The sequence below is a fragment of the Paenibacillus sp. NPDC057934 genome (assembly GCF_042887565.1).
Lineage (GTDB): Bacteria > Bacillota > Bacilli > Paenibacillales > Paenibacillaceae > Paenibacillus_AQ.
On sequence record NZ_JBHVPB010000003.1, the window covers coordinates 341743 to 357434 of the forward strand.

Sequence of the window (15692 nt, forward strand, 5' to 3'; positions counted from 1 at the left end):
GTTGAGCCAGTTCACGGGATTCGATAGGGAGTTCGAGTTCTTCGATTTGCATAGTTAACACCTCCTATAGCGTTGGGAATAAGAATTTATTAAGTACGTTGAGCCAGTTCACGGGATTCGATAGGGAGTTCGAGTTCTTCGATTTGCATAGTTAACACCTCCTATAGCGTTGGGAGTAAGAATTTATTAAGTACGTTGAGCCAGTTCACGGGATTCGATAGGGAGCTCGAGTTCTTCGATTTGCATAGTTAACACCTCCTATTAGCTGGGGATTAAGAGTTTTAAGTGTGTTTAGTATGTAGGGCTGTTTCTTTATAAAAAAAGAAATAAGTACCAAATTACCAAATTAACACCTGAACTCCATATAAATACAAACTATAATCTGGAATTTGATATAAATCAAGTCTTTATATTTTTTTGAAAAAAATGTATTGTTTAAATATTGGTTATTCAAAAATAGTATTTAAATATACACTTATTATTCGTTTTATTCGTTTTTTAAGAACTGTTTGTCGGATTACTAAGTAGATGGGATGGTCATAACTGAGATGAGGAAGCTAAAGGATTTTGCCATTGTAACAAGAGATGATAAGCATGTATATATTAGTCACAAGAAGGTTATTAAGCTTCAAAAAAATGAAATTGTTGAAATAGTAATAGATAAGTTACGAACAGGTTTTGAGGCAGAAGAACTATACGAGTTAATCGGGGAAGTGGATACGGAAAATTTGCTCAATATCTTAGAAAAACATGATTTATTAATAGACTTTTGGGAGCATTCATTTTTGGATACTATTGTAGAGAAACAAGTGTATTATCTCGAACAATTTAATGTTGATCCGATCTTAGCTCAAGCGAAATTAAATAACGCAACAGTCGTAATTCTTGGGGTTGGAGGGGTTGGATCTGTCATTCTGCAAAATTTGTTAGGTAGTGGGATTATGAATTTTGTAGTGATAGATTCAGATTACGTTACGATTTCCAATCTAAATAGACAATTTCTATATACAAGAGAATCGATAGGCCGGTTAAAGATCGAAGAGGCTAAAAGGTATATTCAAAGTGTTAATAATCAAGCCCAGGTAACCTGTTATAAGAAAAGGATTGAGAAGGTTGAAGACTTTGCGGTGTTAGATAACTTACAATTTGATGTTCTAGTTAATGCAGCAGATACTCCGAGTACTATTACTGATCTATCTCTTAAATATGCAAAACAAAGAGACGTTGGGTTTATCACAGGAGGAGTAGGGGTGTACAGTGGAAGTTGGGGTCCATTTTTAACGAACGAATCATACGAAAGAAACATTAGTTATAGTACAAACTATAATGGGCAAGAGTTTGATCCAATTAAAGCGTCATTAGGTGCGACAAATACGGTTATTTCTGCGCAAATGGCTTATGATATCATTTTGTTTCTCATTGGACTTAAACCAAAATCATTTGAGAGCATCATTTCAATGAACTTTGAAACAACAGAAATGAAAAAGTACCCCATTTAGAGAGGTTTGACAACATGGTTCATACGAACATTGCTAGAAATCAAATTACTATTGAAATTGATTCATTACCAACCAGTCTTAATCCATTAATAACCACTGATTATACAAGTAGATATATATGCAGTGCAATCTATGAAGGCTTACGAAATAACTACAATTGTTCCATAGTAACAAACGACTTCATTAACTTTGTAGTTAAAATTTCTCAAAATTATTTAGGAAATGCATTTGAGCTTTTTGATGGGCTTATGTTTCATCTGAATAGTGAGAACAAAAGTGTCTTTGCGCGTCAGCTTTTTTCTGTGAAAAATGCAATGAGTTATTATAAAGGTGAGAGTAGTGAGGATAATGTAGGGATTGTTATTATTGATGCAGATACATTGTTAATTAAACTTAGCTACCCGTGCGAGTTTTTTATTTCTGTTTTAGAAAGTAACTACATTATTCCGATACGAGACGAAAAACCAATTGAAACAGGTCCATATAAACTTTCAGGACAAACGTCAGAAACTATTGAATTGACCAGGAATAACTTCTATTGTAGCGATAACTTGAGGCCTATACATACAATTGTATTTAAACTGAATAATAAGATCGAAAATAGTTTGTATTTATTCGAAAATGGTCTAGTAGATATTACATGTCATACTCAATTTTTACATACAAATATGTATTTGGCTAAGTCAAACATTTATAATGAGGTGTATTCTTCATTGATGTATACCCTATATATAAATGACTCGGATTTAAAAGAGATAATAAGAAGTGAACTTGATCGCTCTAAGATTTCGAACCAAATTAGGGAGATCGTAACTCCTTTATATACTCTAACGGGATCCTTAGACTACAAATTAGAGCATAATGACATTACAGTTCGTCCCGACATGAATAATATGAATAAAGAAATCACAGTAGCCTATGCTGACTTCTATCCTAATAATTTGATAGTTAATTCAATAACTACATTGTTAGAGGATTTGGGATTTAAAGTTTCGTTAACCATCTTTTCTGATTTTGGAGATTATATGAAGATAGATGTCAGAAAATTCGACGTATCGCTTCATTTATCTTTTCCACTTTATTTGCATGGCTCTAGTTATGTAAAAGCCTTTATTTTAGATATTGCTCAAGATAGTAAAAGGCAAGAAACGATTACAGCATTAAATGAAGGAAACGTTTTGAAGTTAAATCAACTCTTACAATCAACAGAGCATTACGTTCCTTTATTTTTGGGGAAAAGCATATACTTAAGCAAGACGAAAATTGAAGGTTACGTGTTAAATGCAAGTGGATATCTTTCTTTAGAGAACTTAAAATATAGTGAATAGATAGAGGTTAACATGAAGAACAATAAGAATTATTTATATGCAGCTGGATTTTTTGGGAATTTCTTTTTTGAAAGAGGAATTTGGATATTATATTTGCAGAGTATTAGCTACTCAATGTTTCAAATTGGTATTTTACAAGCAGTTTTAAACTTTACAATGTTTGTGAGTGAGATACCTACAGGAGTCATTTCGGATAGGGTTGGAAGGAAAAAAGCACTCGTCTTAGGGCATTCATTCATTATCTTATACTTAGCTACTTTTATTTTCTTTGAGAATTTTTGGTTCTTATTCATTGGGCATATATTTTACGGCATTGGTTTAACATTTATCTCAGGCACAGATCAGGCGTACTTATATGATAGTTTAAAACAAAACGGTAATGAGAATAGTTATGGGAAAGTAATTGGTATGTATAATGCTTTTATAATTAGTGCACTTGCAATATCTATGGCTTTAGGTGGCTTGTTGCAAGGTTTTTCTTGGAAGCTCGTTTTTGTGGGAGGTCTAGCATTTCAAATAATGGCGGTATTTATAATATCTCTTTTAAAAGAAATAAAGATTGAAGGCGAGGAAAATAAGGACACAAGTGAAATTAGCTATAAGAGTGTATTTAATGACATAAGGGAATTTTTGGTTCTTAACATTTCCTTTAAGTTTTTAATAGTATGTTTCTCTGTTTTTTCTGCATCGATATCTGTTTTTTATATGTTCAGTCAAGATATATTTGGGAAGTCAGGGATAAGTGTATCTCAAATCGCTATAATATATTCAATAATATCAGTTCTTCAAGTTATTTTTTCGGTTAGTTCACACAAGCTTGAAACTTGGTTTTCAACAAAGGGAATATTAGTAACGATTTTTTTAGTAATCGGAGTACTGTATCTGCTGATTAATGTAGGAGGTTCAGCACTACTAATTCTCTCTTTTATTCTCATCAATTCAATTTGCGAACTAGTTGAACCTTTATCAAGTAAAATGATAAACGATCAAATTTCACAAAAGATTCGAGCCACAGTGATTTCTATTTTGAATTTATTTACATCATTTCTTATGTTTTTGTTATTTCCGTTACTGGGCTATTTATCGGAATTCATAAACTCAAGAGTAATGGTATCTAGTATGGGATTTGTATCGATAATGATATCACTCATATTGATTATTATTTATTTTAATCATAAGAAAAAGTCTGATAATGTTTCATCTAAGATTATTTAAACTTGCATCTGACCTCATGAGCTAACACAAGTTAAAACATCTTCAAAAGAATGCTACTACATCGTAAGATGTGAGAGACAACTTTGGAGGTGTTTTTGCTTTGGCAACAAGAGTATGTTATCCATTAGTGTTGCATAAAAGCAAAATAAACCGAATGGCACAAATAGACTGGCGATATGTAAAAGGATCGAACTTTGTTCGATCACTATACTAAAAAGATCACCGTCAAGAGATGCTACGTCCGCGTAAAGCATCCAAAGGGAAACCACCGGGCTTCGGAGAAAAAACCAAGACCTTACGAACAACGGTGGGAGGGCTCCGGCCAAGCAAAAAGTAAATGACACATTAAATAATGAATTAAGTTTACAATAATTTTATTATATTTGTATTTGTTTTGATTTTTAGCTTTGAAGAGAAAAATAAACTGTGAAAATATAATTCAAAACCCATTAATTTAATTATAGAGTTCTTATGTCATCATGAAATAACGAAATTTTGCTTTCTGAATGGCACTGATGATAAGTTGTTGACTCTATAGTCAAGAAGTGATAAAGTAACTCCCATGAGCAGACCAAGAGAGTTTGATGTCGATCGTGTGTTGCACCAGTCTATGGAAGTATTCTGGAATAAAGGATTCAAGGCAACCTCCTATGAGGATTTAACCCGTACGACGGGGGTTAAGAAGCAAAGTTTTTATTGCGTCTTTAACGATAAACGGACGTTATTCTTGAAGGCGTTGGGACGCTATCGTGAACACAGCATAGCAATACTTGAAAAGTTAGAAGCGCAGCAAATGTCTCCACTGGACAAGTTGGAGTCTTTACGCGAATCTCTTCTTGACGAGGAAGTCTCGTGTCGCGGATGCCTGATGGTAAATTCCGCAATGGAGTTTGGAACAGAAGACGATCAGGTCACCGGTGAAATAGAGTTGATGTTCGCTGAAGCTGAACATGTACTAGAGAAGATCATCATCAGTGGCCAGGAGCAGCAGTTGATTACGACCCGTTATTCCAGCAAAGAGTTGGCATCTTATCTGCACAACGCTATTATCGGCGCGAGAATAATGGAGAAATCGGGTGCATCCCGGGAACAGATCGAGGCCGTTTTGCGAGTGTCTTTTTCATTAATTTCGCCTTGATCTTTTTTTTTGTTAAGTTGTTGACTCTGTAGTCAAGTAAATGTCGTCACTATTAAGTAGAACGCTATTATTACATTAAAGGGGGTGATGCGTTTCGAGATGCGCCTTTAGGCTAAATTAGAATCGAAGTAAAGCAGATCTTAAGCGCAGGCGACAAGTCTGTGATAATACTTAAATTTTTCAAAAAATATATATTAAATTTGGAGGCTATTATGAACAATACTCAATCCGTAGAACCCTTGTTTACATCTTTTGAACTAGGCAACTTGAAATTATCCAATCGCGTCGTAATGGCACCAATGACCCGTCAATTTTCTCCGGACGGCGTGCCTGGAGCCAATGTAGCTGCCTACTATCGTCGCAGAGCTGAGAATGGTGTGGGACTTATTGTCACCGAAGGAACGGTAATCAATCATCCAGATGCGTCCAATCAAGCCAACGTTCCGTTCTTTTATAGTGAAGCTGCACTAAACGGCTGGGCCAATGTGGTGTCTGAGGTGCATGCAGCAGGCGGCAAGATCATCCCGCAGATCTGGCATATGGGAGCAAAAGGCCAAGTGAATGATTATTCGGAAGCGGAAATTGCCGACATCGTTCAAGCTTTCGCACAGGCGGCAGCCGAAGCTAAGCAGCTTGGCTTTGATGGTATTGAGCTGCATGGTGCGCATGGATATTTGATCGATCAATTCTTCTGGGAAAAAACCAATCAGCGTACGGACCGTTATGGTGGTAATATGCTTGCACGCACTCGCTTTGCTGTGGAGGTTATCGAGGCCTGCCGTCAGGCCGTAGGACCAGAGTTCCCGATCGTCTTGCGTTTGTCGCAATGGAAATCCACTGAATACACAGCTAAATTGGCTGAAACACCGGAACTGCTGGAACAGTTCCTGGCGCAACTGGTTGGTGCTGGTGTGGATATTTTCCACTGTTCCACTCGCCGTTTCTGGGAGCCTGAGTTCGAGGGTTCTGAGCTGAACTTTGCCGGCTGGACCAAGAAGCTGACAGGCAAACCGACCATTACGGTTGGGTCCGTTGGTCTTGATGGTGATTTCACGAGTCTTTTCACTGAAGGAAAAGGAGCAAATCAAGTTGGGGTTGATGAGTTAATCCAAAAGATCGAACGTGAAGAGTTCGATTTGGTAGCCATAGGCCGTGCCCTGCTAGCTGATCCTGAGTGGGTAGCCAAAATCCGTGACGGCCGGACGGATGAGCTGGTTCCTTTTACAGCAGAAGCATTAAAAACACTTCATTAATACCTCTCTCAATTGACAGAACACACTATTATATGTAAAATTTAAATCATACTTATCTCATCGACATAATAAAATATTGGTGTAGTTGACCAGTTCGACTGGAGACTGAGGCGGAGTTCACGACATGTGACCCGCGCAGTCTCCTATTTGCGTTTATCGCCAAAGGAGAGAGAGCGGATGAGCGAAAGGCTGAACGGAAGCAAGAAATGGAGATTCGATACGCTACAGGTGCATGCTGGGCAAGAACCCGATCAGACTACTGGAGCACGGGCGGTCCCGATTTATCAGAGCAGCTCTTTTGTATTCAAAAGCACGGATCATGCCAGCGCGGTGATTAATTTTGAAGAAGAGGGCAACATCTACACGCGGATCAGCAATCCGACGAATGCTGTGCTGGAGCAGCGGATCGCCGCACTGGAAGGCGGAGTGGGGGCACTTGCCGTGGCTTCGGGCTCGACAGCGGTAACGTATGCGATTTTCAATCTGGCCGGAGCCGGAGATGAGATTGTTGCGGCCAATACTTTGTACGGCGGTACGTTCAATCTGCTGGATGTCAGTCTGCCGAAGCTGGGCATCAACACCGTATTTGTCTCACCGGATGATCCGGACAATTTTCGCCGTGCTATCACAGACCGGACCAAAGCGTTGTTTATTGAATCTATCGGCAACCCAGGTTTGAATGTCGCGGATATTCAAGCTATAGCGGATATTGCTCATGAGCATCACATTCCATTAATCGTAGATAATACGTTCGGCAGTCCTTACTTGGTGCGTCCGTTTGAGCATGGTGCGGACATTGTGGTGCATTCTGCGACCAAATATATTGGCGGACATGGCACCTCCATCGGTGGCCTGATTGTGGATGGGGGCACCTTTGATTGGACTAGCGGCAAATTTCCGGGTTTTACGGAGCCAGACCGCAGCTACAATAATCTCCGTTATGTCGAGAAGTTCGGGGAACTAGCGTATATCACCAAAGTCAGGGTGCAGATACTGCGAGATATGGGGGCAGCGATCAGTCCGTTTAATTCTTTTTTGCTGCTGCAAGGATTAGAGACTTTGTCTTTGAGGCTGGAAAAGCATCTTGCGAACACGCGGGTTATTGTTGAGTATTTGGAAAACCACCCACATGTGGCTTGGGTCAACTATCCTGGCTTGCCCAGCAGTCCATATTATTCGTTGGCTGAGCGGTATTTTCCGAAGGGGCCGGGGTCGATCTTTACGTTTGGTTTAAAAGGGGGCTATGAGGCAGCGAATGTCTTCATCAATAACCTGGAGTTGTTCTCGCATCTGGCCAATGTAGCTGATGCCAAGTCGCTGGTCATTCATCCCGCCAGTACGACACATGCCCAGCTCTCACCGGAGCAGCAGCTCGCCGGAGGAATTACTCCCGACCTGATTCGGCTGTCGATTGGCATCGAAGATCCCGAGGATCTGAAGGAGGACTTGGAACAGGCGATTCGGAAGGCACAGCTGGCTGTTGCGTTGGAGGGAATAGAAGTCACAGAGGCGGAGCAAATAACTGGTTAGTAACGTTAAGACAGGATAGAATAATGCACAAAACGGCCTTGTTTCGCATTTACTTGCGATAAGGCCGTTTTATTATTTTGTGAACATACAAGCCAATTACATACCTGGTTACTACCGATTGCAGCCACCGTTATTCACGAATTAGGAATTCTCTGATTAAAAGGAGACGTTCTTATGAAAAAGCGCAACAAATATATTTTGTTTGGAATAGTGATGTTAATCTTCGTTGGTTTAGGCATTTTCTATCTGTCTCCGAGTATAAATCAGGAGCTGCTGTAGATGAAAACGAAGTAACCATTACAGATCCGGTCGACATCGAAAAAATACTAGGCACGTTCGCTCACTTAAACTTGAGTAAGTCGAGGCTATCTAACATTAAACATAATGATTCATATTGGATAACCATCATGACTAAGGGTGGGAATTTGAAGTTTGGAATCAAACTTTATGATGAAAATTATTTAGAAACTTATGAATATAATGCAAAGATTCCTAAAGATAAAATCCAATCCTACAAAATAACGAATGACTTTGATCTAACAGTTATCCGCGATTTATTTAAAAAGTGATATCGATCTCTTGCACTTTAGATATTCAAGCATACAAAAAGCAGCCATTCTCCAGTATTTTAGAGAGTCGCTGCTTTAGTTTTTTCGGCTGCCAGCTATTTTGTTGCTATGTTCCCTATTACAGAGAAGCCGGTTCCTTAGCTGCATTACGATTCGACGGGACTTCTAGCCCCAGATGTTCCCTCAAAGTGCTACCTTCATAGTCCGTCCGAAACAACCCGCGCTGCTGCAGAATCGGCACGACCTGATCCACGAATTCTTCAAGTCCGTCTGGCAGAGAGGGGGCCATCAGCATAAAACCATCGGCTGCGCCTTCCAGAAACCATTTTTCCAGAGTATTCGCAATTTTCTCCGGTGTGCCTACCAGATGGTCCTGACTGAAGGAGCCGATAATGAGGGAATAGACCTCCCTGAGCGTAGGATTCTCCCGGGCAATGACGGGCTGGTGCTTGATATAGTCAGGATTCCGGGCCTCCAAGTGGATCAGTCCTGCCTGCGCGGCGGTGGTCTGTGTCGTAAATCCGCTGAAATCTACTTCCTTAAAATAATCGGCCAGGAAGCCGAGAATATCGCTATCCGGTAGCAAATCTTCCAAGCGTTTCAGCTTGGTATAGGCTTCTTCTTCTGTGGGGGCTATGACTGGAGATATTCCTTGGAGAATAAAGACATCGTCCGGATTCCGGCCGTATGAGGCTACCTCCTGCTTAAACTCCTGATAATACGCTTTGGCATCCTCAAAATTGTATTTAATGGCGAAAACAACTTCTCCGACGCGTGCCGAGAACTTCCGCCCAGCCTCCGAATTGCCTGCCTGGACCAGTACGGGATGACCTTGTTGGGAACGCGCAATATTCAGCGGCCCTTCCACGGCAAAAAACTCCTCTTTATGATGTAGCCGATGCAGCTTATCTGGATCGAAGAACTGTCCGGACTTTTTGTCATACAGAAAAGCATCGTCCTCCCAAGAATCCCACAGGCCGCGCACGACATCTACGAATTCCTCGGCTCTTTTGTAGCGATGGTTGATCTCGAAGTGAGACTCTGCTCCGAAGTTCCGGGCTGTATTCCCGGACAAGTCCCGGGTAGTGACGATATTCCAGCCTGCTCTTCCTTTGCTGATCTGATCTACGGACAGAAATAAACGAGCCAAATTAAAGGGTTCAATGTAAGAGGTGGAGGCGGTGGCTACCAAGCCAATCTTTGAAGAGGAGCCTGCCAGTGCCGCAATTAGCGTAATGGGTTCGAAGCGGTTGAGGATATTGGGGTGAGATTGTTCATTAATCGCCAGGCTGTCTGCGAGAAAAGCCACATCGAACTTCCCGCGTTCAGCGGTCCGTACCAGTTCACGGTAATAATCAATATCTATGCTGGCGCCAGGTTGTGCAGACTCCAGTCTCCACGATGAAGCGTGCATACCTGTCCCGACGAGATAAGCGGATAATTTAATTTCTCTTTTTCGTGTCATTTGGGGGCACTCCTCCTAAAATGAGGGTCTCCAGTTGGCTGGTCGAAACTCATGTGATAAATATAGTATGTAGGTTTGATTAATAGGTATTATGCAGAAGATTTTAAATAGATGAACAAGGTTTGTCAACTATTAAATTTTCAAATTATTAGCAAAAAAATAGGCTGTTGACGATCGTTAAAATTTGCGATACTATGACCTCAATATAACCGATTGAATTACTCGGAAATAAATGCGCGACCAGTCAACTGGAGATGCTGCTTCTAAATCAACCATTTAGAGCTGCATCTTTTTTTATGAGATGAGGTGGGGAAGTGGCAAGGATAGGCGCGGCAGTCGTAGAACGAAATGTGCCAGTACCGATGAGGGATGGAACCCTCTTGTATGCGGATGTGTACCGTCCGGAATCCAAAGGTCTTTATCCGGTGCTGTTGCTCAGAACGGCATATAACAAGGAAGATGCTCAGACGATGAATTATGCCCATCCGTCCTGGTATGCACGGCAGGGATATATTGTTGTGGTGCAGGATGTCAGAGGGCGGTGGGCTTCGGAAGGTGAGTTTCATCCTAATAGCCATGAAGAGGAGGATGGATACGACACGGTTCAATGGGCATCCGCGCTTCCAGGCGCTCTGCCCAAAGTTGGCATGTACGGGTTCTCCTACTGCGGGGCGGTGCAATGGCAAGCTGCATTGGCCCGGCCACCTGCACTGACATGTATTGCTCCGGGAATGATCGGCTCGGATGTCTATCAAGGGAAGACGTATCGCAATGGCGCTTTTGCACTGGCGAGCCTGCTGTCTTGGGCGCTGTTCGTGGCTCAGGATACAGCGCTGCACCGGGGGCGGAGGGATTGGGCGGTGGATATCCCCGGACTGTATGCGGGAATCCATTCGTTATATGGCAAGCTACCGCTGAAGAATCTGCCGGGGCCGCTGGAGGAACTGGTTCCCTTTTATAAAGAATGGCTGGAGCATCCAGAAAGAGAGGAGTACTGGCTTCCCTCGTCACTAAAGGAGCAGTATCAGAAGATTGAGGTGCCTGCTCTGCATATCGGCGGCTGGTACGACTTGTTCATTGACGGAACGATTGAGAATTACAATGGTGTCCGTCAGCATGGGGCCACTCAGGTGGCCAGAGAGAACCAGCAGCTATACATCGAGCCATGGTTTCATATGCCATGGTCCAGATATGTAGGCGAACTGGATTTTGGACCGGAAGCGACGAACCGGATTGATGCGTTGCAGCTTCAGTGGTTCGACAGATGGCTGAAGGGCGAGGCGACGCAGGAGCATGATACAGTTGAAGTATTCGCGGCATCTGAAGCGTACGCGGTGCATGGGGTATCCAAAGCACTTAAGTCGCACGTAGTACCGATCGGGCATGAATCGTTCGAAGAGCATAAGTCACCCGTAGCACTCAACGGACATGAATCATCTGAAGCTCCTAAGCCGCATGTAACATCCAATGGACATGAATCTTCCGAAGCAACTAAGTCGCACATAGCATCGGGTGCGCATGAATCGTCCGTAGCACCTAATCCACCCGAGCCCTCCCAATCCCCCATACAGTTTTTCCTAATGGGGAGCAACAGCTGGCGGCAGGCGGAAGAATGGCCGTTGCCTGGGACACGAATTACGGAGTACTACTTACATAACACGCATAAAGCTAACTCCATCAATGGCGATGGGCGACTGGATACCCTACATCCAGCGGATGAGTACCCGGATGTGTATGTCTACCATCCTTCCATTCCGGTGCCTGCGCTTGGCGGGAGGTCGGGGGCCGTACCGGACCTTACGCCGATGGGGCCGAAGAATCAAATCCCGGTGGAATTGAGGAACGATGTGCTTGTTTATACCTCAGAGCCGCTGACCCGGGAATTGACCGTCATCGGAGAAATTGTCGTCGTGCTCTTCGTTTCCTCCAGTGCCGAGGATACCGATTTTGTCGCCAAACTGGTTGACGTTCACCCGGATGGTCGGGCGTTCAACGTTGCAGAAGGGATTCTGCGGGTCAGTTACCGGAACGGGCTGGAGCGGCGCGAGCCGATTGTTCCGGGTGAGGTGATGGAGCTTCATCTCTCGCTCGGGCCAACGGCGATCGTATTTTTGCCGGGGCATGCTATAAGGCTGGATGTGACCAGTTCGCTGTTCCCTACCTTTGACCGGAATCCGAACCGGTTGCTGAATCCCGGAGAGGTGACAGAAGGGGACTTCGTTACAGCGACACAGACACTTTTTCACGATAACAATTATCCATCGAGGCTCAAGTTGCCTATCATCGGAGAATGAAGAACAAAAGAGGTGCAGGGGATGACAGTAGCTTATATCTGGTTCGATCTTGGATACACGCTGGTTTATTTGGAAAGAGAGGCGGCGTACCGTGAATTTTTGCTCGAACAAGGCATAGAGAGGCCACTTTCCGACATTGAGGAAGCCTATCACCAAACCGACAAGCTGTTCATGCGCCAGTATCCGGGAGCGCTCGGCAGAGGCACGGAAACCTTCTATCCGTGGTACATCGGTGTCTTGAATTACGCGCTGAACGTGCATTTCGATCTGGTTCACCAATGCCGGAGGCTGCGGGAAATTGAGGCCAGACAACAGAGCGGGTGGCGTGCTTTTCCCGAGACGCTGGAGGTGCTGGGGCTGCTGAAGGAGCACTCCTACGGCATCGGATTAATTAGCAATTGGGACTTTACAGCTCGAACGGTACTGGAGGAGAACGGGCTGCTGCACTTCTTTGATCAGATCGTCATTTCTTCGGAGGTGGGTGTGGTAAAGCCGGATGAAGCGATTTTTAAGAAGGCTTTGAAGTTGGCGGGAGTTAGCGCCGGGCAAAGTCTGTATGTAGGCGACAATTATTATGATGATGTCATTGGCAGCCAGCGCGTGGGAATGGAAAGCTGTCTTATCAATCGGTTTGGCAGACTTGGGATTGAGGAGATTGGGCCGGTGCCGACGCTTTCATCCATTAAGGAGCTTCCGCAGCTGCTTGGCGCATCATCGTAGAAGACTTCACAAGGGCTAACGATTTTCATGATCTCAAGGGATTAACGATTGCACATTACTAAGATAAAGGTGGGGAAGAAGATGACGAATACGAAGATAACGAACTCAAAGAAGTCCTTATATGTCCTGTCTCTGATTACGGCTGTACTCATGGTGCTGGTGTTATCGGCATGCGGCAAAGATACAGCGAATACGAACACCTCACAGTCAAAGTCTCAGCCCACCAACAGTGCCGAAGCATCGCAGGCCCCTGAGCGTACAGAAGCACCGAGTGCTGAACCGAAGAGCGGAGGCAAAGTCGTCGTCATTATCCCGCAGGATCTGGATTATCTGGACCCCCATCTGGCGGTAGCGGCTGGAACGGCCGAGGTGCTGTTCAACGTGTTTGAAGGTCTGCTGAAACCGAATGACAAAGGCGAGCTGTATCCGGCTGTGGCTGAATCCTATGAGGTATCCCCGGACGGCTTGACCTACACCTTCAAAATTCGCAGCGGTGTAAAGTTCCATAACGGTAAAGCCGTTACTTCTGCAGATGTGAAGTATTCCTATGACCGCCTGGCGGGTACCGCCACAGGCAAGCCGCTGTCTACAGCGTATGAGAGTGTAGCCTCCATTGAGGCGCCAGATGCTTCAACGGTTGTTTTCAAGCTGAAGGAGAACAACTCTTCGTTCCTGACCTCCCTGACGGCGGCGAGCGGAGCGATCATTCCGGACGGTTATGAGGACAGCAACAAAACGCCTATTGGCACAGGCCCGTTCAAGTTCAAGGAGTATCTGCCCGGACAGCGTCTTGTCGTTGAAAAGAATTCCGATTATTACGTGAAGGATATCCCTTCGTTAGATCAGGTGGAATTCCGGATTATTACGGACAGCGAAGCTGCGCTGCTGGCTCTGAAATCAGGCGAGGCGGATATTTATCCGCGGATCGGGACAGAACGGCTTGAAGAGGTAGCCGATAAGTTCAATGCGGTCAGCGCTCCGCAAAATCTGGTGCAACTCGTGACCTTTAACATTGCCAAGAAGCCATTTGGTGATATCAAGGTGCGTCAGGCGATCAACTATGCTATTAACAAAGACGAGATTATTGCAGGGGTTGCACTGGGGAAAGGAACTAAGCTAGGTTCCAATATAAGCCCTGTACTCGCTAAATATTATCAGGAAGGTCTGGAGGATAAGTACGCCACTGATATTGAAAAGGCTAAGAGTCTGCTTGCCGAGGCCGGTTATCCGAATGGTTTTGAAACTACCTTGTCGGTGCCGTCCAACTATCAATTCCATGTTGACACTGCACAGGTCTTTGCCCAGCAGCTGGCGCAGATTGGTGTTAAGGTCAAGATCGAGCCTGTGGAATGGGCAGTCTGGCTGGAACGGATTTATAAAGGGCGCGATTACGATCTGACGATTATCGGGCTGGATGGCAAGCTGGACCCGTACTCCATTCTGAACAAGTATCTGTCGGATTCGCCGAACAACTTCTTCAATTATAAAAATCCGGAATACGATGAGACGCTGAAAGCTGCCGTCAAGGAAGTGGACGATGCTAAGCGGGTAGAGTTGTATAAAAAAGCCCAGACCATTCTGGCTGACGATGCCGCAGCTGTGTATATTATGGACCCTAACCTGAACGTAGCGATCAGCAAAAAGCTCACCGGATACAAGCAGTATCCGATCTATGTACAGGATCTGTCGACCGTGCATTTCACGGAGTAACCTGCGGGAGGATTCAAGGCATGAACTATTACGCACGCCGGTTAGTCACACTTTTCTTGACGGTATTGTTCGTCGTAGTATTGACGTTCACCGCCTTTCGCATCATCCCTGGTAATCCGGCGTTGGCCATTCTGGGCACGGAGGCGTCGAATGAGCAGATTGCCCTGCTTGAAGCGAAGCTCGGCACCGACCGTCCCCTTCTGGTCCAATTCGGTCATTGGCTTGGCAACGCGGCTCTGCTCGATTTTGGCGAATCACTGCGATTCTCGGAGCCGGTGCTGAAGCTGATCGTCAGCCGTGTTCCTGTCACGTTATCACTAGCGCTGCTCGCGCTAGTGATTTCCGTGTGCACGGCGGTGCCACTTGGTATTGTGGCAGCCAAATCGCACGGCAAGAAATGGGATGCTCTCATCTCGATTGGCACACAGTTCGGGTTAGCCATTCCATCTTTCTGGATGGGAATCATCCTGATTCTTGTGTTCGGACTAACGCTGAGGTGGTTCTCGGTCAGTAGCTATGTACCGTGGTCAGAGAGCCCAATCCTGGCGCTAAAGTCGATTGTGCTGCCTGCTGTTGCACTGGCGATTCCGCAGATTGCAGTGATTGTCCGGTATTTGCGTACTACAATGCTGGAGCAGTTAAATCTGGACTATGTTCGTACTGCCAGAAGCAAAGGTCTGTCTGAACGATCGATCCAATATATTCATGTGCTCAAAAATGCGCTGCTGCCGGTTATCACCATCGTTGGCATTAATTTTGGCGAACTGCTAGCCGGCAGTCTTGTCATTGAACAGGTCTTCACACTGCCGGGCTTCGGCAGCCTGTTGATTACCGCCATCGGCAACCGTGATTATCCGCTGGTGCAGGGTCTGGTGCTGCTAATCGCTGTTACGGTTATTATCATTAATTTTATTGTCGATCTGTCCTACCGTTGGTTGGACCCGAAAATTCGCTTAAAGTAGAGGGCTCTT

Annotated in this window: 11 protein-coding genes; 10 read left to right on the forward strand and 1 reads right to left on the reverse strand. The window is 44.4% G+C overall.

Features of this window, described 5'->3' with window-relative positions; translation table 11 throughout:
• Window positions 1–548 precede the first annotated feature (548 nt).
• The 6 genes from ACFVRY_RS09005 (at window position 549) to ACFVRY_RS09030 (ending at window position 7963) form a co-directional block, all read left to right on the forward strand.
• A complete protein-coding gene (locus tag ACFVRY_RS09005; protein ID WP_387499362.1) occupies window positions 549–1499 on the forward strand; it encodes a ThiF family adenylyltransferase in 951 nt (316 codons plus the stop codon).
• A gap of 14 nt (window positions 1500–1513) precedes the next feature.
• Window positions 1514–2827, forward strand: coding sequence for a periplasmic substrate-binding domain-containing protein (locus ACFVRY_RS09010; RefSeq protein WP_387499364.1), 1314 nt, complete (start codon window positions 1514–1516; stop codon window positions 2825–2827).
• Window positions 2828–2839: 12 nt separating this feature from the next.
• Window positions 2840–4042: an MFS transporter gene (locus tag ACFVRY_RS09015; RefSeq protein WP_387499366.1), complete on the forward strand. Its 1203-nt coding sequence runs from the start codon at window positions 2840–2842 to the stop codon at window positions 4040–4042.
• Between the two features lie 562 nt (window positions 4043–4604).
• Window positions 4605–5180 (forward strand): TetR/AcrR family transcriptional regulator, encoded by a 576-nt coding sequence (locus ACFVRY_RS09020; RefSeq protein WP_387499368.1) that lies wholly within the window; start codon window positions 4605–4607, stop codon window positions 5178–5180.
• Window positions 5181–5392: 212 nt separating this feature from the next.
• On the forward strand, window positions 5393–6433 hold the full coding sequence (locus tag ACFVRY_RS09025; protein ID WP_387499370.1) for an NADH:flavin oxidoreductase: 1041 nt from the start codon (window positions 5393–5395) through the stop codon (window positions 6431–6433).
• Between the two features lie 189 nt (window positions 6434–6622).
• A complete protein-coding gene (locus ACFVRY_RS09030) occupies window positions 6623–7963 on the forward strand; it encodes an O-acetylhomoserine aminocarboxypropyltransferase/cysteine synthase family protein (protein WP_387499724.1) in 1341 nt (446 codons plus the stop codon).
• 687 nt (window positions 7964–8650) lie between these two features.
• On the opposite strand, the gene ACFVRY_RS09035 is transcribed toward ACFVRY_RS09030, so the two are convergent.
• Window positions 8651–9997, reverse strand: coding sequence for an LLM class flavin-dependent oxidoreductase (locus tag ACFVRY_RS09035; RefSeq protein WP_387499372.1), 1347 nt, complete (start codon window positions 9995–9997; stop codon window positions 8651–8653).
• A gap of 314 nt (window positions 9998–10311) precedes the next feature.
• Between ACFVRY_RS09035 and ACFVRY_RS09040 the strand changes: the two genes are divergently transcribed.
• The 4 genes from ACFVRY_RS09040 to ACFVRY_RS09055 all read left to right on the forward strand — a co-directional run bounded on the left by ACFVRY_RS09040 (window position 10312) and on the right by ACFVRY_RS09055 (window position 15683).
• On the forward strand, window positions 10312–12291 hold the full coding sequence (locus ACFVRY_RS09040) for a CocE/NonD family hydrolase (protein WP_387499374.1): 1980 nt from the start codon (window positions 10312–10314) through the stop codon (window positions 12289–12291).
• 21 nt (window positions 12292–12312) lie between these two features.
• Window positions 12313–13011: an HAD family hydrolase gene (locus tag ACFVRY_RS09045; protein ID WP_387499376.1), complete on the forward strand. Its 699-nt coding sequence runs from the start codon at window positions 12313–12315 to the stop codon at window positions 13009–13011.
• 81 nt (window positions 13012–13092) lie between these two features.
• Window positions 13093–14721 carry an ABC transporter substrate-binding protein gene (locus ACFVRY_RS09050; RefSeq protein WP_387499378.1) on the forward strand — a complete coding sequence of 543 codons (1629 nt, stop codon included), beginning with the start codon at window positions 13093–13095 and terminating at the stop codon, window positions 14719–14721.
• Window positions 14722–14741: 20 nt separating this feature from the next.
• Complete coding sequence (locus tag ACFVRY_RS09055) at window positions 14742–15683, forward strand: ABC transporter permease (RefSeq protein WP_387499380.1); 942 nt, start codon at window positions 14742–14744, stop codon at window positions 15681–15683.
• Window positions 15684–15692: the final 9 nt, after the last annotated feature.

Bases quoted from the DNA above. Each gene is read 5' to 3' on its own strand.
- ACFVRY_RS09025 (WP_387499370.1), top strand. From the start codon at position 5,393: ATGAACAATACTCAATCCGTAGAACCCTTGTTTACATCTTTTGAACTA.
- ACFVRY_RS09045 (WP_387499376.1), top strand. From the start codon at position 12,313: ATGACAGTAGCTTATATCTGGTTCGATCTTGGATACACGCTGGTTTAT.
- ACFVRY_RS09050 (WP_387499378.1), top strand. From the start codon at position 13,093: ATGACGAATACGAAGATAACGAACTCAAAGAAGTCCTTATATGTCCTG.
- ACFVRY_RS09035 (WP_387499372.1), bottom strand. From the start codon at position 9,997: ATGACACGAAAAAGAGAAATTAAATTATCCGCTTATCTCGTCGGGACA.
- ACFVRY_RS09020 (WP_387499368.1), top strand. From the start codon at position 4,605: ATGAGCAGACCAAGAGAGTTTGATGTCGATCGTGTGTTGCACCAGTCT.
- ACFVRY_RS09015 (WP_387499366.1), top strand. From the start codon at position 2,840: ATGAAGAACAATAAGAATTATTTATATGCAGCTGGATTTTTTGGGAAT.
- ACFVRY_RS09055 (WP_387499380.1), top strand. From the start codon at position 14,742: ATGAACTATTACGCACGCCGGTTAGTCACACTTTTCTTGACGGTATTG.
- ACFVRY_RS09005 (WP_387499362.1), top strand. From the start codon at position 549: ATGAGGAAGCTAAAGGATTTTGCCATTGTAACAAGAGATGATAAGCAT.
- ACFVRY_RS09010 (WP_387499364.1), top strand. From the start codon at position 1,514: ATGGTTCATACGAACATTGCTAGAAATCAAATTACTATTGAAATTGAT.